We start from the raw sequence: 26,229 nt of genomic DNA, 5'->3' as shown, positions 1-26,229 counted from the left end.
AGCTCGGCGGGATGAGGTTAGATCGACGGCTATGGCCACCGCGAAGCACTGGATTGCCGGCGCCCGACTCCGCACCCTCCCCGCGGCCGTCGCCCCGGTCCTCGTCGGCACCGCCGTCGCCGTGTACGACGACAGCGCGGTCTGGTGGAAGGCACTGCTCGCCCTCGTGGTCAGCCTCGCCCTCCAGGTCGGCGTCAACTACGCCAACGACTACTCCGACGGCATCCGCGGCACCGACGACGAGCGAGTCGGCCCGCTGCGCCTGGTCGGCTCCGGCCTCGCCACCCCGGCCGCGGTGAAGCGGGCGGCCTTCCTCTCCTTCGGGGTCGCCGCCGTCGCCGGCATCGCCCTCGCCGCCACGACCGCGTGGTGGCTGCTCGCCGTCGGCGCGGTCAGCGTGCTCGCCGCCTGGTTCTACACCGGCGGCTCGAAGCCCTACGGCTACCTCGGCCTCGGCGAGGTGATGGTCTTCATCTTCTTCGGCCTCGTCGCCGTCGTCGGCACCACCTGGGTGCAGACCGAGCGCTGGGGGGAGATCGGCTGGGCGTCGGTCGCCGCCGGCACCGGCGTCGGTGCCCTGGCGTGCGCCATCCTCGTGGCCAACAACCTGCGCGACATCCCCACCGACACCGTCTCGGGCAAGATCACCCTGGCCGTGCGGCTCGGCGATCGTCGTACCCGGGGGTTCTACGCGGTCCTGGTCAGCGTCTCCGCCGCGGCCGTGGTCGTGCTCGCCGCGCTGACGTCATGGTGGGCGCTGCTCGGCCTGGGCTTCCTGCTGCCCGCCACGAGGGCCGCGCGGATCGTGCTCGGTGGCGCCGGCGGCCCGGCGCTCATCCCCGTCCTGCAGCAGACCGGCATCGCCGAGCTCGGCTGGGCGGTCCTGGCCGGACTCGGCCTCGTGCTCGCCTGACCTGCCACTTCGAGTCGACTTGCCACCTTGGCCCGTCGACTTGCCACCTTGGCCCGTCGACTTGCCACCTTGGCCCGTCGACTTGCCACCTTGGCCCGTCGACTTGCCACCTTGGCCCGTCGACTTGCCACCTTGGTCCGTCGACTTGCCACCTTGGTCCGTCGACTTGCCACCTTGGTCCGTCGACTTGCCACCTTGGCCCGTCGACTTGCCACCTCGGCCCGTCGACTTGCCACCTTGGTGCGCGGCGCGCGACCCGAGGGGCAACTCAACCGGCCAAATCGGCAACTCGACCCGTCAGAGTGGCAACTCGCGCAGGGGTGAGGACGATCAGTCCTCGTCCTCCTTGGCGCGCATCTCCTCGTACTTCTCGGTGATCCGGCCTGCGCGGCCCTCGACCTTCACGGCGAACGCAGCGCGCTGCCGCTCGAGGAGGACGTAGGACGCCGCGCCACTCACCAGGAACGCGATCACGAAGACCCACAGCAGGTTGACCGAGTCGGCGACGAGGAACCACACCCCGAACACGATGCAGAACGCGCCGACGAACAGACCGGCGCGCAGGGCGGTGTAGATCCAGAACTCCTTCACCGTCCAAGGGTAAGTCGCAGCGTTGCCGGATCGAGACCCGGGGACCGGGCGCGGGATCACCAGCCCCGCTCTACTCTGGTGGAGTGAAGCTGCTGCTCGTCGTCGTGATCTTCGCGGCGGTCACCTACCTCGCGGTCCGCTGGATGCAGGACCGCGGGCTCGGGGGCGAGCAGATGCCGCGGCGGCCCTCCCGGCCGAAGCCGCCGACCCGGCCGGTCGCGCCCGACGACGACGAGTCGTTCCTGCGCGACCTGGACTGGCAGCGCCGTCAGCAGGAGCGCCGGCAGCACAAGAACCCACCGGACCAGCCCGACGGCTGAGGCCCGACTGCCGTCGTACCGGACCCAGTGGTCGTGGGTGCGGGCCTCCGGCAGCCACTGGGTCCGGTACGACGGGCGGTCGGTCGTCAGCGTTGGTCGATGAACGCCGGGCGCTCGACGGCGTACGAGTGCTGGCTCGCGGTCGAGAAGTAGTTGATCCCGATGAAGTTGAACCACAGGGTGGCGACGCCGACGAGCGCGAGCATCGCGGCGCGGCGACCCTTCCAGCCGGCGGTCGCCCGGGCGTGCAGGTAGCCGGCGTAGACGACCCACGTGATGAACGCCCAGACCTCCTTGGGGTCCCAGTTCCAGTAGCGCGACCACGCCTCGTGGGCCCAGATCGGTCCGGTGATGAGGACCGCGAAGGTCCACACCGGGAACGCGAAGGCGTGGACCCGGTAGGCGAGCCGGTCGAGCGCGTCGAGCTGCGGCACCCGGGCGATCCAGCCGCGCAGCTGGCGGCCGGACGCCTCGGCCCGGCGCTCGGCACGCATCCGGACGAGGTACATGACCGAGGCGATGCCGCCGAGGGTGAACGCGCCGGTCGCGATGACGGCGGAGATCACGTGGATGACCAGCCACGGGGAGTTCAGCGCCTCGGTGAGCGGCGCGACCTCGTCGTGCAGCCAGATCACCGCGACCATCAGCGTGGTGACGACGAAGCCGACGACGAGCGGGCCCATCCAGCCGAGGCCGAAGCGGCGGTAGAGGGCGACGTACAGCAGCGTCACGACGAACGTGCCGGTCAGGGTGAACTCGTACATGTTGCCCCACGGCACCCGGTTCGGGTCCGCGGCCATGCCGCGGCCGACGAGGGACACGAAGTGCACCACGCACGCGAAGCAGGTCAGCAGGAAGCCGAGCCGGCCCAGGAAGGCGGTCCGCTCCGGCTCCTCCACCGGAGCGGAGTCCTTGGCTAGGTCGACGCCGCCGGAGCCCACCAGCTCGCGGTCGGCGGCCGGCTGGCGCAGCGAGGCCCACTCGGCGAGGTGCACCAGCAGCGCGATGAAGTAGAGGACGCCCGCCACCGCGACGGCCTGGTTGCTGAGGTTCTCCCAGTTGAGGTCGGTCATTGCTTCTCCTTGAGCTGGCCGAGCAGGGTGGCGAGGACCTCGTCCATCTCACCGTTGCCGGACCTGTCGAGTACGGCGACCTCGACCCGGGTCGCGCCGTCGTCGGTCATTGTGCCGGGCACCGCCCGCACCCACACCCGGCGCGGCCGGATGAAGAGCGATGCGCAGAGGCCGATCAGGGCCATGATCATGCCGATCAGCGCGACACCCTTGCCGGGCGTCTGGCTGATCTGCACGCGGATCCACGGGTCGACCCGGTCGAAGGTGACCGTGCCGAGGTTGTCGGGCAGCGTGAAGGTGTCGCCGACCTGCAGGTCGACACGGACCGGCTTGCCGTCCTTCTGGATCGGCTTGGCGTTGGTCTTGTCGAGCACGTAGACCGACTGCGAACGGCCCGACTCGTAGCCGAGGTCGCCGGTGTAGGCGAGCATCGACAGGGTCGGGTTGAGGTCGTCGCCGAAGACGGTGACCGGGTTGCCGTCGCGCATGTCGAAGGACGGGTAGAACAGGCCCTCCAGGCCGATCTGCGGGTCGACCACGGGCGGCTTGATCACGCCGAAGGACAGGAAGCTCGCGTCCTGCGGGAGGAAGGGCGTCGGGCCGGTGTAGGTGACCTTGCCGTCGCCGTCGCGCACGGTCACGACGGGCGCGTAGCCGTGCCCGATCAGGAACACGTCGGTGCCGTCGATCTCCAGCGGGTGGTTGACCCGGAGGTCGTACTCCTTCTCCGGGGCGTCCTTCGTGGTGTGGTAGCTGAGGTGCGCCTCGAACTTGCGGGCCTGTCCCGCCCGCGGCCCCTTGGTCAGCCAGTCCACGTCGAAGTCCTCGACCGTGAACCGGAAGTCCTGCATCTGCTGCTGGCGGAACAGGCCGCCGGGCTTGAAGTCGTCGTACTGCGTGAGGTTGTTGCTGAACGTGCTGCCCTCGACGAGGATCACGCCGCCCTGGTAGCCCCACAGGCCACCGACCGCGAAGCCCGCCAGCACCACGAGCACCGACAGGTGGAAGAGCAGGTTGCCGGCCTCGCGGAGGTAACCGCGCTCGGCGGCGACGAAGTCGTCGCCGTCGGCGACCGGCCGCAGTCGGTGCCGGCGGCCGAGCACCGTCCGCGCCTGCTCCAGCACCTCCTCGGCGCTCCGCTCCGTCGTGTACGCCGCCTGCACGGGCATGCGACCGAGGTGGCGGGGAGCCGCCGGGGGCTGGGCCCGCAGGGCGCGGTAGTAGACGAACAGCCGGGGAACGATGCAGCCCACGAGCGAGATGACGAGCAGCAGGTAGACGGCCGAGAACCACGGCGAGGAGTAGACCGAGAACAGGTCGAGCTTCTCGTAGAGGGGCGTGAGCTTGGGGTGCTCGCTCTTCCAGCGGGTCACCGCCAGGGAGTCGACGTCGGCCTGCGGGATCACCGAGCCGGGGATGGCGGCCAGCGCGAGCAGCAGGAGCAGCATCAGCGCGGTGCGCATGGAGGTGACCTGGCGCCACACCCAGCGCAGCAGCTCGCGCGCGGTGAGCTCGCCGGCCTTCCGGCCGGTGCCCGCAGGCTCGGTGCTCACAGGATGGTCTCCCCGAAGTCCACGGTCTGCAGCTGGGCCCACTGCACGACGTGGTCCCACCAGCCGGTGACCATCAGGACGCCGATGACCACGAGGAAGGCGCCACCGACGCGCATGAAGGCGACCTGGTGGCGGCGTACCCAGCCGAGCGCGTTCGACAGCCGGTTGTAGGCGACGGCCACGATGATGAAGGGCAGCCCGAGGCCCAGCGCGTAGCAGAGCGCCAGCAGGCCACCGCGGGCCGCGGTGGCGCCGTCGGCGAAGGTGAGGTTGAGGATCACGCCGAAGGTCGGACCCACGCAGGGCGTCCAGCCGATCGCGAAGAGGGCGCCGATGAGGGGCGCGGCGCCGAGCCCGACCGCGGGCACCTTGTGGATGCGCAGGTCGCGCTGGAAGATCGAGAGGACTCCCGCGAAGACCAGGCCCAGCACGATCAGGACGACGCCGAGGCCGAGCTGCAGCTCGTCCTGCCACCGGCGCAGCGGCTGGCCGATGGAGCCGAAGGCCGTGCCGTAGAAGACGAAGACGACGGCGAAGCCGAGCACGAACAGGATCGACCCGAGCAGCATCCGGCCGCGCCGCTTCCCGGCCTCACCGGCGGCGAGGTCCGCGCCGGACAGCCCGGTCGCGTAGGAGAGGTAGCCCGGCAGCAGCGGCAGCACGCACGGGGAGAAGAAGGAGACCAGCCCGGCGATCGCGGCGACCGGCACGGCCAGGCCGAGCGACCCGGCGGCGGCCTGCTCCTGGAACCATTCACCCATCAGCCCGCCACCCTCAGCCCTTCTCCGCGAGGACGTCCCGGACAAGGGTCACCAGGGTGCTCTTCGAGGGCACCGGACCGTTCATCAGCGCGGCGACCCGGCCCTCGGTGTCGAGGACGTACGTCGCCGGCACGGACCGGGTCTCGTACTTGCCGAGCGAGCCCAGGGTCTCGCTGCCCGGGTCGTAGAGCGAGGGGTAGTCGACGCCGCGGTCGTCCTCGAAGGCGGCGGCGTTCTCGGGGGCCAGGTCGCGGATGTTGATGCCGACGAAGGCCACCTCGTCCTTGCCCAGCTCCTCCTCGGCGTCGACCAGCATCGGCATCTCGGAGCGGCACGGCCCGCAGCCGGACCACCACACGTTGAGCACGACCGCCTTGCCGCGCAGGTCGCTGATGTCGAGCGGCTCGCCCTGCACGGTCTCCCCGCTGATCTCGACCGGGTCCTCGCGCTTGTCCTTCGCGACCTCGACGACCTTGCCGTCGCCGCCGACGTACTCGAGGTCGTCGGTGCCCTTGACGCCCGAGCAGCCGGACGTCAGGACGAGCACGGCCAGGCCGGCCAGGGCGCGACGGATCATGCGGGCGGTGTCCCCTCCGGCTTGTTCTCCTCGGGGGCGTCACCGGCCGAGAACGGCGCGGCGATGTCGCCGGTCGGGATCAGGTCGATCGCCGGCTCAGCGTAGGAGATCTCGACGAGCTCGTCGCCCGCGAACCCGAAGGAGGTGATCGAGCACAGGGTGCACTGCCGCTTGCGCGGGTCGTGCAGGAAGGACCGCTTCTCCGCGGCGAGGCGGGTCGTCCAGATCGGCAGCTGGTGGGAGACCAGCACCGCCTCGTGGCCGGCGGCGTCGCGGCGGGCGTCGTGGACGGCCGTCATCATCCGCTCGACGATCGCCCGGTAGGGCTCGCCCCACGACGGCTTGAACGGGTTGTAGAGGTGGCGCCACAGCAGCGGGTTGCGCAGCGCGTTGTTGCCCTTGCCGAAGGTGAGGCCCTCGAACCGGTTCTGCGACTCGATGACCCGCGGCTCGAGGCCGACCTCCAGGCCGAGCGCCGACGCGAGCGGGGCCGCGGTCTCCTGCGCGCGCTCGAGCGGCGAGGACCGGATCAGGGTGATGTCGTTGCCCTTGAGCGCCTCGCCCACGCGGTCGGCCATGGCCCGCCCGCGCACCGACAGGTGGAAGCCGTCACGGCGTCCGTAGAGGATGCCCTGCGGGTTGTGGACCTCGCCGTGGCGGACGAGGTGGACGATCGTGTCGGGGATGCCGGTCACTTGCTCGCTCCGAAGGTCTCGGCGGCGGCGCGGGCGGCCACCGGAAGGGCGTCGAGGACCTGCTGGACCGCGCGGTCGTCGTGGGACGACGACACGAACCACGCCTCGAAGGCGGACGGCGGCAGGTGCACGCCGTGGTCGAGCATCGCGTGGAAGAAGGCGGCGTACGCCGGCACGTCGGTCCGCTGCGCCTCGGCGTAGTCGGTGACCGGGTCCTCGGTGAGGAAGACGGAGAACATCGAGCCGGTCGACTGGATGACGTGCGGGACGCCCGCGGCGGTGAACGCCTCGGCGGCCCCGGCCCGCAGCGCGTCGGCGACCACGTCGAGCCGGGCGTAGACCTCGTCGGTCGCGGCATCGAGCGTGGCGAGGCCGGCTGCGGTCGCGACCGGGTTCCCCGAGAGTGTGCCGGCCTGGTAGACGGGGCCCTCGGGGGCGAGGTGGCCCATCACGTCCGCGCGGCCGCCGAAGGCCGCGGCGGGCAGGCCGCCGCCCATCACCTTGCCGAAGGTCATCAGGTCGGGGACCCAGCCCTCGACGGCACCGTCGGTGCCCCACTGGCCCGCCTTCGAGACGCGGAAGCCGGTCATCACCTCGTCGCTGATGAACAGCGCACCGTGGGCGCGGCAGGTCTCGGCGAGGAACTGGTTGAAGCCGGGTGCCGGCGGGACCACGCCCATGTTGCCGGGCGCGGCCTCGGTGATCAGGCAGGCGATCCGGTCGCCGTGCTCGGCGAACGCGGCGGCGACCGCCTCGCGGTCGTTGTACGGCAGCACCAGGGTCAGCTCGGTGGAGCTGGCCGGCACGCCCGGCGTCCCCGGGATGGAGAAGGTGGTCAGCCCGGACCCGGCCGCGGCGAGCAGCGAGTCGACGTGGCCGTGGTAGCAGCCGGCGAACTTCACGATGACGTCGCGCCCGGTGAAGCCGCGCGCCAGCCGGATCGCCGACATGGTCGCCTCGGTGCCCGACGACACCAGGCGCAGGCGCTCGACGGGGGTGCGGGCGACGATCGCCTCGACGAGGGCCACCTCCCCCTCCGTGGGCGTGCCGTACGACGTACCGCGCGACAGCGCCGCCTGGACCGCCTCCACCACGGCGGGGTGGCCGTGGCCGAGCAGCATCGGCCCCCACGAGCAGACCAGGTCGACATAGGTGTTGCCGTCGACGTCGGTGAGCCACGGGCCGGAGGCCGAGCGGATGAACCGCGGGGTGCCGCCGACGGCGTTGAACGCCCGGACCGGGGAGTTCACCCCACCGGGGGTCACGGCGCGGGCCCGGGCGAAGAGGTCGTCGGAGCCGGTGGTCGGGCCGGTGGTCACGAGGTCGGGCACTCCAGCATTGTCACCGATCCCCCCGCGGCGCCCCTCATCGCGGTCCCTTCCTGAGAGCCACCTGAGCGGCCGGGCTCCCGGGAGGGAGTGGTGTCACATCCGGCGTCTTTGTGCCGCGTGCACATACCACGGGGACCGCATTGTGGTCCGGATCATGTGACACCCATAACTTCGGTGTGTCACGATTCGTTGACCAGGAGCCGTGCCGTACGCCGGTCCACGCCTCGTGGGTCGGACGCACGCGGCCGGCGCACAGGTGGGGGCTTAGAGGGAGCGGCCCACGCGAGACGGCCAGTGATGGCCAGGGGAGAGAGACGGGACATGTCGAGGAAGCGTCTGGGGCGGCTGCAACGCGTCGCCACCATCATTCCGCTCGCGCTGCTGTCGGCTGCCTGGACGGCGTCCGTCGCCGGCATCGGCGGCGTGGCGGCTCCGGTCGTCGCGGCGGAGAATCCGGGTCAGGTCACCGACGGCACGAGCGTGCCCGAGGAGTCGATCGACGACCCGGCGAGCCTGTCCGACCCCGCCGAGGTGGAGGGCCTCAACGGCGGCAACGCGGCGGGCATCGTCAACGCGGCGTCGACCAACGCGATCCCGGCTGCCGCGCTGGCGGCGTACCAGCGCGCCGAGACGGTCATCAACTCCGCCGACAAGAGCTGCAAGATCACCTGGCAGCTGATCGCCGCGATCGGCCGCGTCGAGTCCAACCACGGTCGCTTCGGCGGCAACGTCCTCAACGACGACGGTGTGGCGACCCCGGGCATCTACGGCATCCCGCTCAACGGCAAGAACAAGACGAAGGCGGTCTCCGACACCGACGCCGGCGTCTACGACAACGACACCCAGTGGGACCGCGCGGTCGGCCCGATGCAGTTCATCCCGTCGACCTGGCAGGTCGTGGGCGTGGACGCTGACGACGACGCCTCCCGCAACCCGCAGGACATCGACGACGCTGCGCTCGCCGCGGCGGTCTACCTCTGCTCCGGCGACGGCGACCTCTCCACGGTGGCCGGCCAGCGCGCGGCGGTCTACCGCTACAACCACAGCGACGCCTACGTCGACCTGGTCCTCAAGATCATGAACGCCTACCTCGAGGGCGACTTCACCTCGGTGCCGAACAACTCGACCGCCGCGGGCTATGTCGTCCCCGAGCCGCCGAGCTTCAACGTCGGCGGCCCCAAGGGCACGAAGGGCCGCAACCACGGCGGCACGACCACGGGCGGCGGCTCGACCGGTGGCAGCACCGGCGGCTCGACCGGCGGCTCCGACGGTGGCAGCACCGGCGGTGGCGACGGCGGCACGGGCGGCGGCGACGGCGGCACCGGTGGTGGTGACGGCGGCACCGGCGGCGGCAGCGACCCGATCAAGGGCGGCACGGACGCGGTCAAGGAGACGGTCGAGACCGTCGACAAGGGCGTCGGCACCGTGACCTCCAACCTGATCAGCGGCCTCCTCGGCCCGCTGACCAAGGCCGAGGCGCAGAGCGCCTGCCAGAGCACCTACCCGAAGCTGACGCAGACGGTCCAGCTGCTCAACTGCCTGCTGAGCTACGGCCTCGGCAAGTAGCACCCACGCACGACCCGCAAGAGCCCCGGCCACACCCCCCAGGCCGGGGCTCTTGTCATGTCCCGCGAAGTGTGTGGTCTTCTCCTTCGAAGTGTGAGTGTTTCTCCGGCCAGGTGCGGCGACTGCTCGTCGAGGCGGTTCTGACCAGGAGAAACCCACACACCTCGAAGGAGAAACTCCGCCACTTCGGCGGAGAAACAGTCACACTTCGTCAGCGCAACAGGCGGGCGGCCTCGGTGGCCCAGTAGGTCAGGATCATGTCCGCCCCGGCCCGGCGGATCGAGGTGAGCGTCTCGAGGATGGCCGGCTCGCGGTCGATCCAGCCGTTCGCGGCGGCGGCCTCGACCATGGCGTACTCCCCCGAGATGTTGTACGCCGCCACCGGGACGCCGAGCTCGCCGGCGGCGTCGGCCACCTGGCGCAGCACGTCGAGGTAGGCCAGGGCCGGCTTCACCATGACGATGTCGGCCCCCTCCTCGATGTCGAGCAGGGCCTCGCGCACGCCCTCGCGGCCGTCGCGACGGCCGTCCTGCTGGTAGGTGCGCCGGTCGCCCTCCAGCGAGCTGTCGACGGCCTCGCGGAAGGGCCCGAAGAAGGCGGAGGCGTACTTCGCCGAGTAGGCGAGGATGCCGGTGTCGGTGTGGCCCGCGGCGTCGAGCGCCTCTCGGATGACCCGCACCTGCCCGTCCATCATGCCGCTGGGGCCGACCAGCGCGGCGCCGGCCTCGGCCTGCACGACCGCCATGTCGGCGTACCGGGCGAGGGTGGCGTCGTTGTCGACGCGGCCGTCCGGCGCCAGCACGCCGCAATGGCCGTGGTCGGTGAACTCGTCGAGGCACAGGTCGCCCATCACGACGAGCGCGTCGCCGACCTCGGCGGCGACGTCGGCGAGGGCGACGTTGAGGATGCCGTCGGGGTCGGTGGCGCCCGAGCCGTCGGCGTCCTTGGTCTCCGGGATCCCGAACAGCATGATCCCCTTCAGGCCCACCTCGGCGGCCTCGACGGCCGCCTTGCGCAGCGTGTCGCGGGTGTGCTGGACGACGCCGGGCATCGAGCTGATCGGCGTCGGCTCGCTCGCGCCCTCGCGGACGAACACCGGCAGGATCAGCTGCTCGGGCCGCAGGGAGGTCCGGGCGACCAGGTCCCGCATCGCCGCCGTGGTGCGCAGGCGGCGGGGGCGGACCACGGGACGCTGGATGTCGCTCATGGCTCCGAGTCTAGGAGCGGGTCAGGAGCGCCAGCGGACCAGCCACTGGGTGGCGCCGGGGATCGGCTCCTGCGGGTCGCTGGCCTTCCCGACGGGGGTTTCCCACATCAGGTAGCCGTCGGGCAGCGGACCGCCTCCCAGGGCGTACGACGACACGCCGTCGCTGACGCGGACGAACCGGCCGCTGTCGGGCTCGTAGACGTAGCTCCCGGCCGTGCGCCCGGCGTACGCCGTCACCTTGACGAGCCCGCCCGTGACATAGCCGTCGAGGCCGTTGCCCTGGATCGTCGTCACCGGCTCGCCGGCGGTCGTGAGCACCTGCACCCGGTCGTCGCGGCCGTCGTCGTAGTCGCCGCAGTACTCGCTCAGCACGACCTTGTCGTCGACGACGCCGAAGGACAGGACGTTGCACCGCTCGCCCGAGCGGGGGTCGAAGTCCTGCTCCTCGCCGGTCGCGAGGTCGCGCACGTGGATCCGGTCGTTGGTGCCATTGGTCCGCGCGGTCCAGACCAGCGAGTCGTCGGCGAAGGCGAAGCTCCCGACGCGCAGGCGCTCGTCGCGCACGTCGGCCGTGTCGTCCAGCGACACCGACCAGAGGTCGTAGGTGTCGCCCTCCGCCGCCGAGTCGTCGGCCTCGCCGTCCTTGCCCGTGGGCCAGCCGCCCGGCGGCGGGGAGCCCACGGTCGCCGGCACGCCCACGTACAGCCGGCCGTCGGGGCCGAGCTTCGCCGACCACGCGTTGGCGCTCTCCGGGAGGTCCGGCCAGGTCAGGTCCGACCAGCGGCGGGTGCCGCGGTCGAAGGCCACCGCCCGCATGCCCTCACCCTGGTCGGTCACCCAGGTGACGAGCACCAGCCGGTCGCGGCCGAGGGCGACCGGCTGCGGCTGGCTCCCGAGGTCGTGGGCGGGCAGCCAGTCCTTGTCGCCCGTCGCCGGGTCCAGGAGCGCGAGGCGGAAGCTGTTGTCGACGCCGTGCGGGCCGTCGCGGAACAGGATCAGCCCGTCGTCGGTGACACCGTCGTAGTACTGCCCGTTGGCGGCGTCCAGGTCCTCGTTCGTGTACGACGCCAGCACGTCGTAGTCCGTGCCCTCGGCCGCCGGCGTGGCGTCGCCGAGGTGCAGCACGGGCCCGTCCGGGCGGGGCACGGTGCGGTTGGCGACCTGGTCGTCAGCGTCGTCGCCCCCACCGGCCACCAGCGCGGTGCCCGCGACGGCCGCGACCGTCGCCGCTGCCGCGACCACCGTGGCCAGGCCACGGCGCCGGCGGCGTACCCGGCTCCGGCCACCGGCCAGCACCGCGCCCAGGTCGCTGTCGCCCTCCGGCGGGGACGCGACCAGCTGCTGCATGAGGTCCCGCAGTTCGTTCACCATGACGTCGCTCCCAGGGTCAGCTCGCCGAGCGGCGAGTCCTCGAACACGGAGCGGAGGCGATCGAGCGCACGGGCGGTCTGGCTCTTGACGTTGCCCTGGCTGCACCCGAGGGCGGTCGCCGTGTCGGCGACGCTGAGGTCCTCGAAGTAGCGCAGCACCACGCACGCCCGCTGGCGCGGCGGCAGGCCCGCCAGGGCCTCCATCAGCGCGGCCCGGGCGGTCAGGGTGTCGACGAAGTCGCCGTCGGCGGGACGCTCGGGGTCCGGCTCGATGACCAGCTCGGTGCTCGAACGCCGCCGGGCGTGGTCGAGCACGGCGCTGACCACGGCCTTGCGGGCGTAGGCGTACTCGCGCCCGGCCCGCTCGAGACGCGGCCACGCCGCGTAGACCCGGATCAGGCCCTCCTGGACGTGGTCCGAGGCCCGGTCCCAGTCGCCGCACAGCAGGAAGGCCGTACGCCGCAACCGCTCCCGGGCGCCCTGCGCGAAGGCGACGAACTCGGCCTCGTCCCGTTCACGCATCGATCACTCGCTCCATGTCCTGCTCAACGCGGTGAGCCGGAGGTCAGGTTGCACGGAGGCGCCGAAAACGAGTCGTGTGCCTGAGACCCCGGATGTCGAGGGTCTCAGGCGCACGAGTCGGACAGGGAGTCCTCAGGCCTTCTTGCGGCGGGCCGACGGCTTGCGGTCGCTCGGCTTGGTGACCGGGTCACCGGCCTCCAGCATCGCGGCGCGGCGGTCGGCACCGAAGCCGGCGAGCGCCTCGACGAGCAGGTCGACGTCGGGCTGCGGCGCCATCACGTCGACGCGCAGGCCGTGCTCCTCGGCGGTCTTGGCCGTGGCGGGGCCGATCACCGCGATGACCGTCGACGGGTGCGGCTTGCCGGCGATGCCGACCAGGTTGCGCACGGTCGAGGACGAGGTGAAGACGACCGCGTCGAACTTACCCGTCTTGATCGCGTCGCGGGTCGGCGCCGGCGGCGGGGCGGCCCGGACGGTGCGGTAGGCGGTGACGTCGTCGCACTCCCAGCCGAGGTCGATCAGGCCGGCGACGAGGTTCTCGGTCGCGATGTCGGCGCGCGGCAGGAAGACCCGGTTGATCGGGTCGAGCTGCTCGTCGTACTCGGGCCAGTCCTCGAGCAGGCCGGCGGCGGACTGCTCGCCCGACGGCACCAGGTCGGCGCGCAGGCCCCAGGCGGCGATCGCCTGGGCGGTCTTGTCGCCGACCGCGGCGATCTTGAGGCCCGAGAAGGCGCGGGCGTCGAGGCCGTACTCCTCGAACTTCTCGCGCACGGCCTTGACCGCGTTGACCGAGGTGAACGCGATCCACTCGTAGCGACCCTCGACCAGGCCGCGGACGGCCTTGTCCATCTGCTGCGGGTTGCGCGGCGGCTCGACCGAGATCGTCGGGACCTCCTCCGGCACACCACCGAACTCGCGCAGGCGGTTGGACAGCGAGGCGGACTGCTCCTTGGTGCGCGGCACCAGCACCCGCCAGCCGAAGAGCGGCTTGGTCTCGAACCACGACAGCTTCTCGCGCAGGTCGACGACCGAGCCGATGACCGTGATCGCCGGCGGGGCGATCCGGGCGGCGCGGGCGTCGGCGGCGATCCGCTCGAGGGTCGAGGTGACCGTCTGCTGCTCGGTGGTCGTGCCGACCCGGGTCATCGCGACCGGGGTCTCCGGCGAGCGGCCGATCGCGATCAGCTGCTTGGCGATGTCGGCGATCTGGCCGACGGCGGAGAGCAGGACGAGCGTCGGGGTGTCGGCGTAGCGGGACCAGTCGACCTTGTCGCCGCAGGTCACCACGGCCACCTCGCGGTGGTCCTTGGTGGTCAGCGGGATGCCGGCGTACGCCGGGACGGCGCCGACGGACGAGACGCCGGGGACGACCTCGAAGCCGATGCCGGCCTTGGCGACGGCCTGCGCCTCCTCCGGGCCCGAGGCGTAGAGGAACGGGTCGCCACCGAGCAGGCGGACGACGCGCAGGCCGCGCTTGGCCTGCTTGACGACGACCTTGGCGCGGGCGGCGTGGGTGAGGGGCTGGCCGTCCTCGCCGAACCCGCCGTCGACGAACTCGACCTCGTCGGTGGTCTCCTCCCCGACGACCGCGGCGCGGGCGCGCACCACGCGGACCAGGTCGGCGTGACCGGGGTCCTCGGTGATGACGACGTCGGCGTCCTCGATGAGCCTGACGGCGCGCACTGTCAGCAGGTCGGGGTCACCGGGGCCGGTGCCGACGAAGGCGACGCCGCCGGGCTTGACCTGGGCGGCGGGAGTCGGGGCAGCCGACTTGGCTGTCGTGGCTCGCGTCATGCGTTGTGCACCTCTGCAGATCGTGCGGATGGGTGGACTGGGGTCTCAGTGGTGGGGTCGCCGGGAGCGGGTGGCCCGACGAGGTCCCCGGCGCCGTCATCGAGCATCTCGGCGGCGAGTGCCTCCCCCAGGGCGGCGGCCGCGGCAGGCCAGCCCGCCGGGTCGGCACCGAGCTCGGCGGAGGCGGAGCGGCGCACGGACAGGGCACCGTCGGTGGACAGGACCACCGCGCGCAGCCAGATCTCGGGGCCGTCCTCGCCCTCGGCGAGCTCGGCGAGGGCGCCGATCGGGGCGGCGCAGCCACCCTCGAGCCGGGCCATGACGACCCGCTCGGCGGTGACGGCGGCGTGCGTGCCGGCGTCGTCGAGCCGGGCGAGCACGGCGAGCGTGGCGGCGTCGTCGCTGCGGCACTCCACCGCCAGCGCGCCCTGGCCGGGGGCCGGCAGCACCTGGAGCGGGTCGAGCACCTCGGTCGCCTCCTCGAGCCGGCCGAGGCGGGCCAGGCCGGCGCGGGCGAGCACGACGGCGTCGTACTCACCGGAGCGGACCTTGCCGATGCGGGTGTCGACGTTGCCGCGCACCCCGCTGATCTCGAGGCCCAGGCCGAGCGCCTCGACCTGCGCGACCCGGCGCGGGGACCCGGTTCCGAGCCGGCTGCCGACGGGCAGCTCGCCGAGGGTGAGGCCGTCGCGCGCGACGATCACGTCGCGCGGGTCCTCGCGGGGAGGTACGGCGGCCAGGGTGATCCCGTCGGCGGCGTAGGTGGGGAGGTCCTTCAGCGAGTGGACGGCCACGTCGACCTCGCCCGACAGCAGTGCGTCGCGCAGCGCGCTGACGAAGACACCGGTCGAGGGAGCCCCGGTGAGCGGGGTGCCCGCGGCCTGGCTGCGGTCACCGTCGGTGGTGATCTCGACCAGCACGGTCTCGACGCCGGTCAGCTCGGTGATGGCGTCGGCGACGTGGCCGGACTGGGTCGTGGCGAGGGCGCTGCGGCGGGTGCCGATCCTCAGCTTCGCAGGAGCGGTCATGCGCCCGCCTCCTCGACACCGATGGGACGGGTGACCGCGTCGACGGCCTCGGGGTCGAGCGCGAAGAGCTCGGCGAGGGCGGCGGCGTAGGAGACGGCGCCCTGCTCGTTGGCGAGCTCCTTGACGCGCACCGTCGGCTCGTGGAGGAGCTTGTCGGCGACCCGGCGCACCGTGTGCTGGATCTCGCGGCGGGTGACGTCGTCGAGGTCGGGCAGGCGGCTCTCGAGCCGGCTCATCTCCGCGTCGACGACATTGGTGGCCATCGAGCGGAGCGCGACGACGGTCGGGGTGACGCTGGCCTGGCGGCGGGCCGCGAGGAAGGCGGTGACCTCCTCGCCGAGGATCCGCCGGACCTCGAGCACCTCCTGGCCGGTGGCGCCGCCCTGCAGCACCTCCGCGAGGTCGGCGAGGCCCACGAGCGAGACGCCCGGCAGGTCGCGCACGCCGCGGTCGATGTCGTGCGGCAGGGCCAGGTCGATCAGCCCGATCGGGCGGTCGACGCCGGCCCGCGCCGCGGCGAGCGCCGGGGCGTCGATGATCGCGCCGGCCGAGCCGGTGCAGGAGATGACGATGTCGGCGCGGCCGAGCTCGGCGACCAGCTGCTCGAGCGGGACCGCGTGGGCGTCGTACTGCGCGGCGAGGCGCTCCCCGCGGTCGCTCGACCGGTTGACCACGGTCAGGTGCCCGGCGCCGAGCCGGCTGACGGTGGCCGTGGCGAGGCCGGCCATCGCGCCGGCGCCGACCACGACGACGTACTTGCCGGCGACGTCGCCGACGGCCCGGGTGGTCTCGTCGAGCGCGGCGCTCACCAGCGTCGGGGCGACCTGGTCGATCTCCGTCTCGGCGCGGGTGCGCTTGCCGACCCGCAGCGCCTGCTGGAAGAGCAGGTTGAGGGCGGGGCCGACCGTGCCGAGCTCCTGGCCGCGGCGCAGCGCCTCCCGGGTCTGGCCGAGGATCTGGCCCTCGCCGACGGCCATCGAGTCGAGGCCCGCGGCGACCTGGAAGAGGTGCGAGATCGCGCCGTCGTCGTAGTGGACGTAGAGGTGCGGGAGCATCGCCTCGACGCCCTCGCCGGCCCGGTCGACGAGCAGCTTGGAGATCTGCTCGATGCTGCCGTGGAAGCGCTCGACCTCGGTGTAGATCTCGAGCCGGTTGCACGTCGCGATCACGGTCGCCTCGGTGACGTGCTCGCAGGAGGCGGCGTCGGCGACGAGCTTCTGCACGCCGTCCTCGTCGAGGGCGACCCGCTCGAGCAGCGCCATCGGGGCGGAGTTGTGGGAGATCCCCACGACCAGCACGCTCATGCAGCACCTCCGTCCGCGCCGACGACAGTCGCCGGGTCGGCGCCGCCCGCCTTGCGCTGCTCGTGGTAGGCGAGGATCTGCAGCTCGATCGACAGGTCGACCTTGCGCACGTCGACGCCCTCGGGGACGGCCAGCACGGCCGGCGCGAAGTTGAGGATGCTCGTGATGCCCGTCGCGACCATGCGGTCCGCCACGTCCTGCGCCGCGACGGCGGGGGTGGCGATCACGCCGATGGCGACGTCGTTGGTGCGCACGGTCTCCTCGAGCTCGTCGAAGGGCCGCACCTGCACGCCGGCGACGGTCTGGCCGACCAGCGCCGGGTCGGCGTCGAGCAGCGCGACGACCCGGAAGCCGCGGCTGCGGAAGCCGGAGAAGTTGGCGAGCGCGTGGCCCAGGTTGCCGATGCCGACGATGACGACCGGCCAGTCCTGGGTCACCCCGATCTCACGGGCGATCTGGTAGCGGAGGTAGTCGACGTCGTACCCGACGCCGCGGGTGCCGTAGCTGCCGAGGTAGGACAGGTCCTTGCGGAGCTTGGCGCTGTTGACGCCGGCGGCGGACGCGAGGTCCTCGCTCGAGCAGGTGCGGATGCCCTGGTCGGCCAGGGCCGTCAGCGCCCGCAGGTAGACGGGCAGGCGGGCGACCGTGGCCTCCGGGATGACCCGGTTGGCATCCGTCGAACTCCGTGCGGTCACAGCTCCACTTTCCAGCCACGCCCAGCAGTCCGGAGGGGCGCGACTCGATCACTGTAGGAGTTTGTGAACGTGAGAACAAAACCGGCGGGAGTGCAAGTTCGGGCGGTCGGAGATGCGTCACACACCCTCGCCCGACGACGCCTGTGGCGCGTGCTCCTCGCCGCGGTGCTCCACGGGCCACACGACGTAGCGGTAGGCCAGGAAGTTGAGCACGAGGCTGCACGCGATCGAGGCGAGCTTCGCCAGCCAGATCCGTACGTCGCCGGCGGACATCCCGCCCAGGGCGACGTCCGGTCCCTGTTCCAGCACCCACAGCCAGCCGTGGATCAGCAGCGGCTGGGCGACCCACATGACCAGGCCCGTCGAGGCGACGAAGAGGGCCGCGTGCCGCAGCGTGAGCCTCTCGGCCCGGAAGGTGAACAGGCCGTTCACGACGAAGCTGAAGACCATGCCCGCGCTGCTCGAGACGAAGTTCGCCAGGGTGATGCCCAGGTGGTCGTGGAGCAGCACGAACAGCACCGCGTCGATCGCCGTGTTGCAGACGCCGACGGCAGCGAACCGGATCGCCGCGCCGCGGTGGCTGCCCGGGTCGCTCAGGACTCGGCCCCCGGGTCGAGGGCGCCCATGTCGCGGTGGCGGCGCGGCCCGCTCCGGCCGGTCCCGGACTCCGGGTCGGCGCCGCGGTCGCGCGCGACCATCGCCAACGTGTAGAGCGGGCGGTCCTGGGCCTCGACGTACACACGGCCGAGATAGCTGCCGATCACGCCCATCATCACCAGCTGGATGCCGCTGAGCATGAACATGCCGACGCCGAGGAACGCCCAGCCCGGCACGGACTCCTCCGGCCTGAAGACCCGGATGAACAGCACGTAGCAGGCCAGCAGCACGCTGAAGAGCGAGATCGCGTAGCCGAAGCGGGAGATGAGCTTCAGCGGCGTGGTCGAGAAGCCCAGGATGCCGCTCGCGGCGAAGCTGAGCATCTTCTTCAGCGGGTAGCCGGTCTCGCCCGCGAAGCGCTCGTCGCGGTCGAAGAGGAGCGCCTCCTGGCGGAAGCCGACGTGGGCGACGATGCCGCGCAGGAAGCGGTCGTGCTCGCGGTAGCGCGAGATCTCGGCGACCACGCGGGCGTCCATGAGCCGGAAGTCGCCGACATTGCGCGGGATCTGGATCGACGCGAGCCGGTCGAGCACCCAGTAGAAGCCCCAGGCGGTCGCCCGCTTGAAGGGCGTGTCCTTGCGGGTACGACGCTGGGCGTAGACGACCTCGACGCCCTCCTCCCAGCGCTCGATCATCTCCAGGCTGACGCGCGGGGGGTCCTGCAGGTCGGTGTCCATCACGATCACCGCGTCCGCGTCGCCGCTCTCCGCGACGAGGTCGAGCCCGGCGGTCACGGCCAGCTGGTGGCCGAAGTTGCGGGAGAACTGGACGACCGTGACCCGCGAGTCCTTCGCGCGCAGCTCCACGAGGCGCTCCAGCGACGCGTCGCGGCTGCCGTCGTCGACGTACACGAACTCGAAGTCGAGGTCGGGACGGGCGGCCGTCGCCTCCACCAGCGCGGCGTGGAACACCGCGATGTTCTCCTCCTCGTTGTAGACGGGGAGGACGTAGGCGACCCGACGTGGGGCGCTCGAGGGGTCGCGGTCGTGCATGGCCACCGACCCTAGGCCATGTCCGGTCGTCCTCGGTGGATGGGCGGCCGGGCCGCCGCCGCGGATGCCGGACGCGAACTAGAGCACGACGGCGGCGAGGACCGCGACCGCCACGATCGCGACCGCGGCTGCCAGCACGACCTGGATCCGGTTGAGCCACCGCTCCACCGTGCGATCGCCGTCGGTGACGACTCCCGTCGCGGGGGCGGGGAGCCGGCCGGCACGGACCAGCCGCTCGACCACGAAGGTCGCCGCGGCGAGCCCGAAGAAGGGTGCGGCCGTGGTCCAGTAGCGCCCACCGGCGACGTGCACGAAGGGCTGGACGAGCAGAGCTCCGAGGCACAGCTTCACCAGGACGTCGACCAGCCGCGCCTCGAGGCTGCGCCGGACGACCGAGAGCAGTGCCGCGACGACCAGCAGCAGGGCCGGGAAGTACACCAGCCAGGTCGTCACCTTCACGGTCCAGGCCGCAGCGGAGCCCGCCGGCCCGCGCTCGTCCTCCGGCACCACGTGGTCGACGAAGACGGCCGGCTGGAGGGAGTACGCGGCGAGGTTGTGGCCGACCTGGTCGAGGTAGCCGTGGATCGTCATATCGCGCCGGGCGTAGGCGGACATCTCCTTGAGGACGTCGACCTCGCTCGTCCCGGTGGCGCGCCCGACCTCGCGGGCGTAGCGCAACGGCCGGAACCACAGCGTGCTGTCCGGGTCGCAGGGACCGAAGCACACCTGCTCACGGTCACCGAAGGTGTTGGCCTTCGACGTGGCGACCGTGGTCGTCGTCAGCACGCGGGCGTCGAGCACGTGCGACGCGTACGCCGACCACGGGGCCAGGAGCAGGAGGAACACGACGCCGGCCACCGCCGCGGACCCGACCGCCCGCCAGCGGGGCGCGCCACGGAGGAGCACGACCGCCGTGGCCAGGGCGACCACGCCGAGCCCCGCCAGCAGCACCGAGGTGCTCGAGCGGAGGTAGAGCGTGACCACCGACAGCAGCCCGAGGACCAGTCCGTCCCGGACCGTCGGCGCCTCCCCCCGCCGCAGCGTGCGGAACATCTCGACCAGGCGCAGGACGACCAGCAGGAGGACGAGGCCCGCGTTGAGGTCGCCCCAGGCGCCGTACCCGAAGTAGACCCACATCGGCACCAGGCCGGGGAAGACGGCCAGGGCGACCGCCCAGCGGTGACCGAGCACGCGCACGACGCTGCGCAGGGCCACGACGTAGAGCGCGAGGGTCACGATGCCGCAGTAGCCGCGGACCAGGGCCGGACCCGCGTCGGGGAACACGACGTAGAGCGGGGCGACCACGATCGACATGCCGGGCATGAACCACCCGGACGCGACGACATTGCGGTCGAGCTCGGCCCGGTCGGGGCTGGTGAAGGAGAAGAGGTCGCGGATGGCGTTGGACAGCGCCATGCTGCCGTTGAGGTAGGCCTGCTCGTCGCCGTGCGGCGGCGCGGACATCACCACGGGGAAGAGGGCGACCTTCAGCAGCACGTGCGCGACGACCAGCCAGCCGAGCAGGACCGGGGCCGGGGGCAGCCGGTGGGCGAGCGTCGTCAGGCGGCTCATCGATCCCCCCAGCGCTTGGTGGACTTGGGGTCCGCGCACACCGGGTCGTCCGGCCGGGCCGGCTCCGCGACCGGCAGGTCGAGGACGAAGGTGCCGCGGACGAGGGTCTCGGCGCTGGTGCCGGGGAGCTCGGTCACGGTGATGGTGACGCGCTCTGCGCCCTTGGACAGCGTCAGCGAGTCGTCCGACGGCAGGGCGGAATGCTCGGACGGGTCGGGCGCGAACCCGACCGCGGTGAAGGACGCGACCAGTCGCTCGACTGCCTCGTCGAGGTCCACCAGGTCGTACTGCCCGCGCAGGATCCGCCGCTCCCCCTGCGCGGTCTCCACGTCCCCGTCCCACCGCACCTGGTAGGGCAGGTCGAGCCGTGCGTTGCCCGGCAGCGGGTAGCAGCCGCTGGCGATCGCGTCGGTCGTGATGAGCGGGCGGTAGTTGTTGGTGGGGACGGCGCGGCCGAAGGAGTGGCTCAGCAGGAGCAGCACGAGAACGGCCAGCGCACCGACCGCGATGCCGATCCGGCGCTGTCGCGGATGGAGGTGCGGAAGCATGATCCGCAGAGGATAGTCGGGGGCCGGGCGCTACCCGCGGAGGGCACGGCGCAGCCGGTCCGGGCTCACCCGCCAGAAGTCGTGCTGCCGGCCGTCGACGAAGGTCACCGGGATCTCGTGGGCGAAGCGGTCGGCGAGCTCAGGGTCGTCGTCGATCGAGACCTCGACGTAGCTCTCGCCCAGCTCGGCGCAGACGGCCTCGATCACGGCCCGGGCGTCGTCGCACAGGTGGCAGCCCGGACGGCCGTAGAGGGTGACGCGGGCGGGCTGCGCGGACTGCTCCGTCATTCGAGGATCCCCAGCGCCTTGCGGCGCTCGTAGCCGCGCAGCATGCCCTTGCGGATCTTGCCGGTGACGGTTCGTGGGAGCGCGTCGACCACCTCGACCCGCCCCGGTCGCTTGTACGGCGCCAGCCGCTCCTCGGCGAGCGCGTGGACCGCTGCCACGAGGGCGTCCGCGTCGGCCTCGGCGTCCGCCGGGACGACGTACGCGACGACGGCCTCGCCGGTGCGCTCGTCGGGCGTGCCGAGCACCGCGACCTGCCGGACCCCGTCGACCTGGCCGACGACCGCCTCGACCTCGGTCGGGTAGACGTTGAAGCCGGAGACGATGACCAGCTCCTTGACCCGGTCGACGAGGAAGAGGTCGCCGTCGGCGTCGAGGAAGCCCACGTCGCCGGTGGACCACCAGCCGTCCGCACCGGGCCCGTCGGCGCCGTCGGGCCAGTAGCCGCTGAAGAGGTTGCGGCCGCGGATCTGGATCTCGCCGGCGTCGTCGGCCTCGGCACCCTCGAGCGGGTGGCCGTCGTCATCGACGAGGCGGAGGTCGATGCCGCTCAGCGCGGCGCCCACCGAGCCGGGCTTCGCGTCGGCGGAGAGCAGCGTGGTCGTGACGACCGGAGCCGCCTCGGTCAGCCCGTAGCCCTGGTGAACCGGCACCTTGACCAGCGCGGTGAACTCCTCGACCACCTCGGCGGACAGCGGCGCGGAGCCGGACAGGATCATCCGCACCGGACCGAGCCGCTCGGCGAGCGCGTCGACGCCGCGCCAGGCGGCGAAGACCGGCGGTGCGACCGGGACCACGCTGCACGCCTCGTCCTCGATCAGGTCGAGGGTGCCCTCGGGGTCGAACCGGTCGGTCAGCACCAGCTTCGCGCGGTGGCGGATCACGCCGCCGAGGACGGCTCCGAGGCCGTAGACGTGGAAGAGCGGGAGGACACCGAGGACGACGTCGTCGGGACTGATCATCGGCGGCTCGACCGTCGCCACCTGCTCGACGTTGGCGAGCAGCGCCCGGTGCGTGAGCATCGCGGCGCGCGGGCGCCCGGAGGTGCCGCTGGTGTAGAGGAGCACGGCGAGCTTCTCGGGGTCCGGCAGCGGCGGCACCGGCCGGACGTCGGAGGCGCGCAGGTCGTCGTACCCGATCTCGGCGGTGGCCGCCTCGACGCCGACGACGACCAGGCGCGGCACCGGACGGCCCTCGTCGCGGGCGGCGGCCACGACCTCGGTGCGGTCGACGGCCTCGCGGGCCGCGTCGACGGTGTCGGCGTCGACGACGACGGCACGGGCGCCGGAGTCGACCAGCATCGCGGCGAGCTCGGTCACCGTCGAGCCCGGGTTGACCGGGACCGCGACCGCCTGAGCGCGCAGGATGCCGAGGTACGTCGTGACGAACTCGATCCGGTTGCCCATCGCGATCATCACCCGGTGGCCGGCGAGGATGCCGTGGGAGCCCAGGCCTGAGGCGACCCGGTCGACCTCGTCGTCCAGGCCCGACCAGGTCAGCCCGCGGCCACCCGCCTCGACGACCGCGAGGCGGTCCGGCAGGTCCTGGGCCGCGGCCTCGACCAGCGCCGCCACGTCGGGAGCGACGCGGGCGTGGTCCGTCTCGGGCATGGGGGCGATCCTACGGCGTGGTTGCGGGACGGGAACCCGCAGGAAACACGGAATCCCTAGAGTGGAGCCATGGGATCGTCGGCCGAACGGCCTCGCCGCCTCAACCTCCAGCAGCGCTCCAAGCTCGCCGGGGAAGCGGCCGCTGCCGCAGCCGAGGTCGAGACCGCGCTGGCGCAGCCGGCGGACCCCCATGCGGCAGCCTTCTTCGACGTCGACAACACCGTCATGCAGGGCGCCAGCATCTTCCACCTCGCCCGCGGCCTCTACCGGCGGGACTTCTTCACGACCCGCGACCTGATCGGCGCAGCGTGGAAGCAGGCGTACTTCCGCTTCGTCGGCGTCGAGGACCCCGAGCACGTCGCCGAGGCCCGCAACTCCGCCCTCGCGTTCATCGCCGGCCACACCGTGCAGGAGCTCGAGGAGATCGGCGAGGAGATCTTCGACGAGGCGATGGCGCACCGGATCTGGCCGGGCACGCGCGCCCTCGCCCAGCTGCACCTCGACCAGGGGCAGCGGGTGTGGCTGGTCACGGCGGCGCCCATCGAGATCGCCAACCTGATCGCCCGTCGGCTCGGCCTCACCGGCGCCCTCGGCACGGTTGCCGAGCACGTCGACGGGGTCTACACCGGCAGGCTCGTCGGCGACATGCTCCACGGGCCCGCCAAGGCGATCGCCGTGCAGGCACTCGCCGAGCGCGAGGGCCTCGACCTCGCCGCGTGCTCGGCCTACAGCGACTCCGCGAACGACCTGCCGATGCTGAGCCTCGTCGGGGATCCCTGCGCGATCAACCCGGACCCGAAGCTGCGGTCCTACGCCCGCTCCCACGGCTGGCGGATCCGGGACTACCGCACCGGGCGCAAGGCCGCACGGGCCGGCCTCGTGGTGGGCTCCGCCGCCACTGGCGCAGCCGTCGCCGGCACCTTCGTGCGGCGCCAGGTGAAGAAGAGGCTGGGCTGAGCCGGGGGTGGCACCGGATGTGGTCACGACGTGACCGGATCTGGTCCGAAATGACTACTTCACGGGCGTATTTCCGGGTCGCTCGGTTATCGCGTTCCGGTACCACTGCGAAAGGATCCGCCGTAGGATCCCGTGCGGGGGCACAAGGGAGGGGACCGGGTATGACCTGGGATCGGAGCGATGTCGCGCGCGGGCTGGACGCCCTGCGTGCCGCTGTCGTCGCTGCGCTCACCCTGGAGCCCACCCCGGCCCTCGCGGTCGCCGGCGGCCCGTACGCCGCCGCACCGGGCCGTCGTACCGACGCCTGGCTGCTCAGCGAGGCGCACGCCGAGCGCGACGACTCCTTCGAGCGCGGCTCGGCCGGCTCCGGCTACAACGACTCGACCCTGGCGACCTCGTCGGAGGACTCCCCCGAGGAGCGCGAGCGGCTGATCGGGCTCGTCGAGCTCGCCCGCGGCGGCGACGCCGAGGCGTTCGGCCTGCTCTACGACCACTACCAGCCGTCGGTCTACCGCTTCCTCTACTACCGCACCCGCTCCGTGGTGGTCGCCGAGGACCTGTGCTCGGAGACCTTCTTCCGCGCGCTGCGCAACATGCCGTCGTTCCGGTGGCAGGGCAAGGACTTCGGCGCCTGGCTGATGACGATCGCCCGCAACCTGGCCACCGACCACTTCAAGGCCGGCCGCACCCGCCTCGAGCTGACCACCGAGGACATGGGCCAGCACGACGACGCGACCGAGGGCCCGGAGAACGCCGTCCTGGCCAGCCTGACCAACGAGATCCTCCTCGACGCGCTCACCAAGCTGCCCAACGAGCAGCGCGACTGCCTGATCATGCGCTTCCTGCAGGGCATGAGCATCGCCGAGACGGCGGCCGCCCTCGGCCGCAGCGACGGGGCGATCAAGCAGCTCCAGCTCCGCGGCGTGCGCAACCTCGCCAAGCTGATGCCGGAGGGGATCCGATGACGGCGCGGCGACCGATGGTCAATTCGGACTACTCCAGCATGGTCATTCGGACCGTAACCAGCCGGGCCCCCAGGTCGTTGGATGTCTGCAAGGGCATTCCGGGCCACACGGCCCCCTGGACACGAGGACGGACGTTGTGATGCGCGGGAACGGCTGGTCGCGCGGCGCGGAGGAGTTCGACGCGCTGGTCTCCGGACGCGCCGGAGACGGCGCGGAGCACGCGGAGCTGCTCGAGCTGGTCGCCGCCCTGCGCTCCGTGCCCCCCGTGACGGCCCGCCCGGAGTTCGTCTCCTCGCTGCGCACGCAGCTGGTCGCCGCCGCCGAGCGCGCGCCGGCCGTCGCTCAGGACGACCTGGCCGCGCGGCTCACGCCGCGCCAGCGTCGCGGCTCCCGGGAGCGCCGTATCGCGGCCCTCGTCGGCGGCTTCGCAGTCGTCTCGGCCACCGGCTCGATGGCGATGGCCGCGCAGGACTCCCTGCCCGGCGACGTGCTCTACCCGGTCAAGCGGGCGATCGAGAACGCGCAGACCAACCTGCAGTCCGACAACGCCGGGAAGGCCGACTCCCTGCTCTCGCACGCGGAGGCGCGGCTCGAGGAGGTCCAGGAGCTCACGGCCCGCGACGCCGACAGCGACGTCATCGCCTCGACGCTGCAGGACTTCACCGACCAGACCACGCAGGCCTCCGAGCTGGCGCTCGACGACTTCTCCCAGACCGGCAAGACCGACGGGATCGCCGACCTCCGCGCCTTCGCCGCCGACAGCATGGACGTGCTCGGCGCGCTCGGCCCGCTCGTGCCCGAGGAGCTGCGCTCGCCGCTGATCACGGCCACCCAGACGGTGCGCCAGGTCGACGCGGCGGCATGGGAGGCGTGCCCGACGTGCGCCGACGGCGGGATCGCCGAGCTGCCCGACATCGCTGCCCTCGAGCAGGTCCGCGCCCTGCTGAACGTCCCGGTCATCGACCAGGCCGAGGCGACCGCCCCGCCGAAGGACCGGCCGAAGCGCGACAAGCCCGCGCAGCAGTCGACGGACGGGGCCGCGCCCAGCGACGCACCGACCACGACCGGGCCGGTCGACGACCTGACCGACAAGGTCGGCGGCGCGATCGACGACATCACCGGCGGACTCGGCGGCGGCTCCACCACCGGGCCGAAGCCGACGACCCCGACGACCGACACGGTCATCGGCAACGTGCTGGACGGCCTGGGCGGCGTCCTCGGCGGCCTGCTGAAGTGACGCTCCGCGCCTGAGCTCGCTAAGGCGCGGATGACCGCCGAAGGTCGAGGAGCGTCGGCGAGCTCGCGCGGCGGAGCAAGCGAGATCGCGACGCGTCACGAGACCC

General features: G+C 72.3%; 26 protein-coding genes. 6 read left to right on the top strand and 20 right to left on the bottom strand.

Going from position 1 to position 26,229, the window contains the following annotated elements; genetic code table 11:
* Window positions 1–31 precede the first annotated feature (31 nt).
* A complete protein-coding gene (locus tag BJ993_RS13160; protein ID WP_179649147.1) occupies window positions 32–913 on the top strand; it encodes a 1,4-dihydroxy-2-naphthoate polyprenyltransferase in 882 nt (293 codons plus the stop codon).
* Window positions 914–1,243: 330 nt separating this feature from the next.
* Here the strand turns inward: BJ993_RS13160 and BJ993_RS13155 are convergent, their stop codons facing one another.
* Complete coding sequence (locus BJ993_RS13155) at window positions 1,244–1,504, bottom strand: DUF4229 domain-containing protein (protein ID WP_036550169.1); 261 nt, start codon at window positions 1,502–1,504, stop codon at window positions 1,244–1,246.
* 83 nt (window positions 1,505–1,587) lie between these two features.
* On the opposite strand from BJ993_RS13155, the gene BJ993_RS13150 reads away from it, so the two are divergent.
* Window positions 1,588–1,824, top strand: coding sequence for a hypothetical protein (locus BJ993_RS13150; RefSeq protein WP_036550166.1), 237 nt, complete (start codon window positions 1,588–1,590; stop codon window positions 1,822–1,824).
* A gap of 86 nt (window positions 1,825–1,910) precedes the next feature.
* Here the strand turns inward: BJ993_RS13150 and ccsB are convergent, their stop codons facing one another.
* The 6 genes from ccsB to hemL are packed head-to-tail and all read right to left on the bottom strand — an operon-like array spanning window position 1,911 to window position 7,814.
* Entirely contained in the window at window positions 1,911–2,897 is a 987-nt protein-coding gene (ccsB, locus tag BJ993_RS13145; RefSeq protein ID WP_179649146.1) for a c-type cytochrome biogenesis protein CcsB, read from the bottom strand.
* Window positions 2,894–4,450, bottom strand: coding sequence for a cytochrome c biogenesis protein ResB (resB, locus tag BJ993_RS13140; protein WP_308645562.1), 1,557 nt, complete (start codon window positions 4,448–4,450; stop codon window positions 2,894–2,896). The genes ccsB and resB overlap by 4 nt, the downstream gene beginning before the upstream one ends.
* On the bottom strand, window positions 4,447–5,211 hold the full coding sequence (locus tag BJ993_RS13135; protein ID WP_036550156.1) for a cytochrome c biogenesis CcdA family protein: 765 nt from the start codon (window positions 5,209–5,211) through the stop codon (window positions 4,447–4,449). Before BJ993_RS13135 ends, resB begins: the two co-directional genes overlap by 4 nt.
* A gap of 13 nt (window positions 5,212–5,224) precedes the next feature.
* Window positions 5,225–5,788, bottom strand: a complete 564-nt coding sequence (locus BJ993_RS13130; RefSeq protein ID WP_179649144.1) for a TlpA disulfide reductase family protein — start codon at window positions 5,786–5,788, stop codon at window positions 5,225–5,227.
* Window positions 5,785–6,483 carry a histidine phosphatase family protein gene (locus BJ993_RS13125; protein ID WP_179649142.1) on the bottom strand — a complete coding sequence of 233 codons (699 nt, stop codon included), beginning with the start codon at window positions 6,481–6,483 and terminating at the stop codon, window positions 5,785–5,787. The genes BJ993_RS13130 and BJ993_RS13125 overlap by 4 nt, the downstream gene beginning before the upstream one ends.
* The gene (gene hemL / locus BJ993_RS13120; protein ID WP_242530480.1) at window positions 6,480–7,814 is read right to left on the bottom strand and encodes a glutamate-1-semialdehyde 2,1-aminomutase; all 1,335 of its coding nucleotides are present in this window, start codon (window positions 7,812–7,814) and stop codon (window positions 6,480–6,482) included. Before hemL ends, BJ993_RS13125 begins: the two co-directional genes overlap by 4 nt.
* Window positions 7,815–8,135: 321 nt before the next feature.
* Between hemL and BJ993_RS13115 the strand changes: the two genes are divergently transcribed.
* Window positions 8,136–9,380, top strand: a complete 1,245-nt coding sequence (locus tag BJ993_RS13115; RefSeq protein WP_051932852.1) for a lytic murein transglycosylase — start codon at window positions 8,136–8,138, stop codon at window positions 9,378–9,380.
* A gap of 211 nt (window positions 9,381–9,591) precedes the next feature.
* Here BJ993_RS13115 and hemB read toward each other — a convergent pair whose 3' ends face one another.
* The 13 genes from hemB to BJ993_RS13050 all read right to left on the bottom strand — a co-directional run bounded on the left by hemB (window position 9,592) and on the right by BJ993_RS13050 (window position 22,964).
* Window positions 9,592–10,587: a porphobilinogen synthase gene (hemB, locus tag BJ993_RS13110; protein WP_179649140.1), complete on the bottom strand. Its 996-nt coding sequence runs from the start codon at window positions 10,585–10,587 to the stop codon at window positions 9,592–9,594.
* Window positions 10,588–10,608: 21 nt separating this feature from the next.
* Window positions 10,609–11,958 (bottom strand): hypothetical protein, encoded by a 1,350-nt coding sequence (locus tag BJ993_RS13105; protein WP_179649138.1) that lies wholly within the window; start codon window positions 11,956–11,958, stop codon window positions 10,609–10,611.
* The gene (locus tag BJ993_RS13100) at window positions 11,952–12,479 is read right to left on the bottom strand and encodes a SigE family RNA polymerase sigma factor (protein ID WP_179649136.1); all 528 of its coding nucleotides are present in this window, start codon (window positions 12,477–12,479) and stop codon (window positions 11,952–11,954) included. The genes BJ993_RS13105 and BJ993_RS13100 overlap by 7 nt, the downstream gene beginning before the upstream one ends.
* 132 nt (window positions 12,480–12,611) lie before the next feature.
* A complete protein-coding gene (locus BJ993_RS13095) occupies window positions 12,612–14,273 on the bottom strand; it encodes a bifunctional uroporphyrinogen-III C-methyltransferase/uroporphyrinogen-III synthase (RefSeq protein WP_179649134.1) in 1,662 nt (553 codons plus the stop codon).
* Complete coding sequence (gene hemC / locus BJ993_RS13090; RefSeq protein ID WP_179649132.1) at window positions 14,270–15,301, bottom strand: hydroxymethylbilane synthase; 1,032 nt, start codon at window positions 15,299–15,301, stop codon at window positions 14,270–14,272. Before hemC ends, BJ993_RS13095 begins: the two co-directional genes overlap by 4 nt.
* Complete coding sequence (locus BJ993_RS13085) at window positions 15,298–16,605, bottom strand: glutamyl-tRNA reductase (RefSeq protein ID WP_179649130.1); 1,308 nt, start codon at window positions 16,603–16,605, stop codon at window positions 15,298–15,300. Before BJ993_RS13085 ends, hemC begins: the two co-directional genes overlap by 4 nt.
* Window positions 16,602–17,300, bottom strand: coding sequence for a redox-sensing transcriptional repressor Rex (locus tag BJ993_RS13080; protein ID WP_036550135.1), 699 nt, complete (start codon window positions 17,298–17,300; stop codon window positions 16,602–16,604). The genes BJ993_RS13085 and BJ993_RS13080 overlap by 4 nt, the downstream gene beginning before the upstream one ends.
* Window positions 17,301–17,417: 117 nt before the next feature.
* The gene (locus BJ993_RS13075; RefSeq protein ID WP_308645708.1) at window positions 17,418–17,864 is read right to left on the bottom strand and encodes a GtrA family protein; all 447 of its coding nucleotides are present in this window, start codon (window positions 17,862–17,864) and stop codon (window positions 17,418–17,420) included.
* A 29-nt stretch (window positions 17,865–17,893) separates the two neighbouring features.
* On the bottom strand, window positions 17,894–18,949 hold the full coding sequence (locus tag BJ993_RS13070; protein ID WP_179649128.1) for a glycosyltransferase family 2 protein: 1,056 nt from the start codon (window positions 18,947–18,949) through the stop codon (window positions 17,894–17,896).
* 78 nt (window positions 18,950–19,027) lie between these two features.
* Complete coding sequence (locus BJ993_RS13065; protein ID WP_179649126.1) at window positions 19,028–20,521, bottom strand: hypothetical protein; 1,494 nt, start codon at window positions 20,519–20,521, stop codon at window positions 19,028–19,030.
* The gene (locus tag BJ993_RS13060; RefSeq protein ID WP_179649124.1) at window positions 20,518–21,069 is read right to left on the bottom strand and encodes a hypothetical protein; all 552 of its coding nucleotides are present in this window, start codon (window positions 21,067–21,069) and stop codon (window positions 20,518–20,520) included. Before BJ993_RS13060 ends, BJ993_RS13065 begins: the two co-directional genes overlap by 4 nt.
* A gap of 30 nt (window positions 21,070–21,099) precedes the next feature.
* Window positions 21,100–21,357 (bottom strand): glutaredoxin family protein, encoded by a 258-nt coding sequence (locus BJ993_RS13055; protein ID WP_036550129.1) that lies wholly within the window; start codon window positions 21,355–21,357, stop codon window positions 21,100–21,102.
* A complete protein-coding gene (locus BJ993_RS13050) occupies window positions 21,354–22,964 on the bottom strand; it encodes a class I adenylate-forming enzyme family protein (protein WP_179649122.1) in 1,611 nt (536 codons plus the stop codon). The genes BJ993_RS13055 and BJ993_RS13050 overlap by 4 nt, the downstream gene beginning before the upstream one ends.
* A gap of 69 nt (window positions 22,965–23,033) precedes the next feature.
* Here BJ993_RS13050 and BJ993_RS13045 point away from each other — a divergent pair, with 69 nt between their 5' ends.
* From BJ993_RS13045 to BJ993_RS13035, 3 genes are all read left to right on the top strand, one after another.
* Window positions 23,034–23,921 (top strand): HAD family hydrolase, encoded by an 888-nt coding sequence (locus BJ993_RS13045; RefSeq protein WP_179649120.1) that lies wholly within the window; start codon window positions 23,034–23,036, stop codon window positions 23,919–23,921.
* A 161-nt stretch (window positions 23,922–24,082) separates the two neighbouring features.
* Window positions 24,083–24,886, top strand: a complete 804-nt coding sequence (locus BJ993_RS13040; RefSeq protein WP_036550122.1) for a sigma-70 family RNA polymerase sigma factor — start codon at window positions 24,083–24,085, stop codon at window positions 24,884–24,886.
* A 139-nt stretch (window positions 24,887–25,025) separates the two neighbouring features.
* Window positions 25,026–26,123: a DUF5667 domain-containing protein gene (locus BJ993_RS13035; protein ID WP_257027403.1), complete on the top strand. Its 1,098-nt coding sequence runs from the start codon at window positions 25,026–25,028 to the stop codon at window positions 26,121–26,123.
* Window positions 26,124–26,229 lie beyond the last annotated feature (106 nt).

The sequence above is a fragment of the Nocardioides aromaticivorans genome, from assembly GCF_013408525.1.
Classification (GTDB): Bacteria; Actinomycetota; Actinomycetes; order Propionibacteriales; family Nocardioidaceae; genus Nocardioides; species Nocardioides aromaticivorans.
The sequence above is the reverse complement of the archived record's forward strand: the minus strand, read 5'-3'. Positions and strand labels throughout refer to the sequence as shown.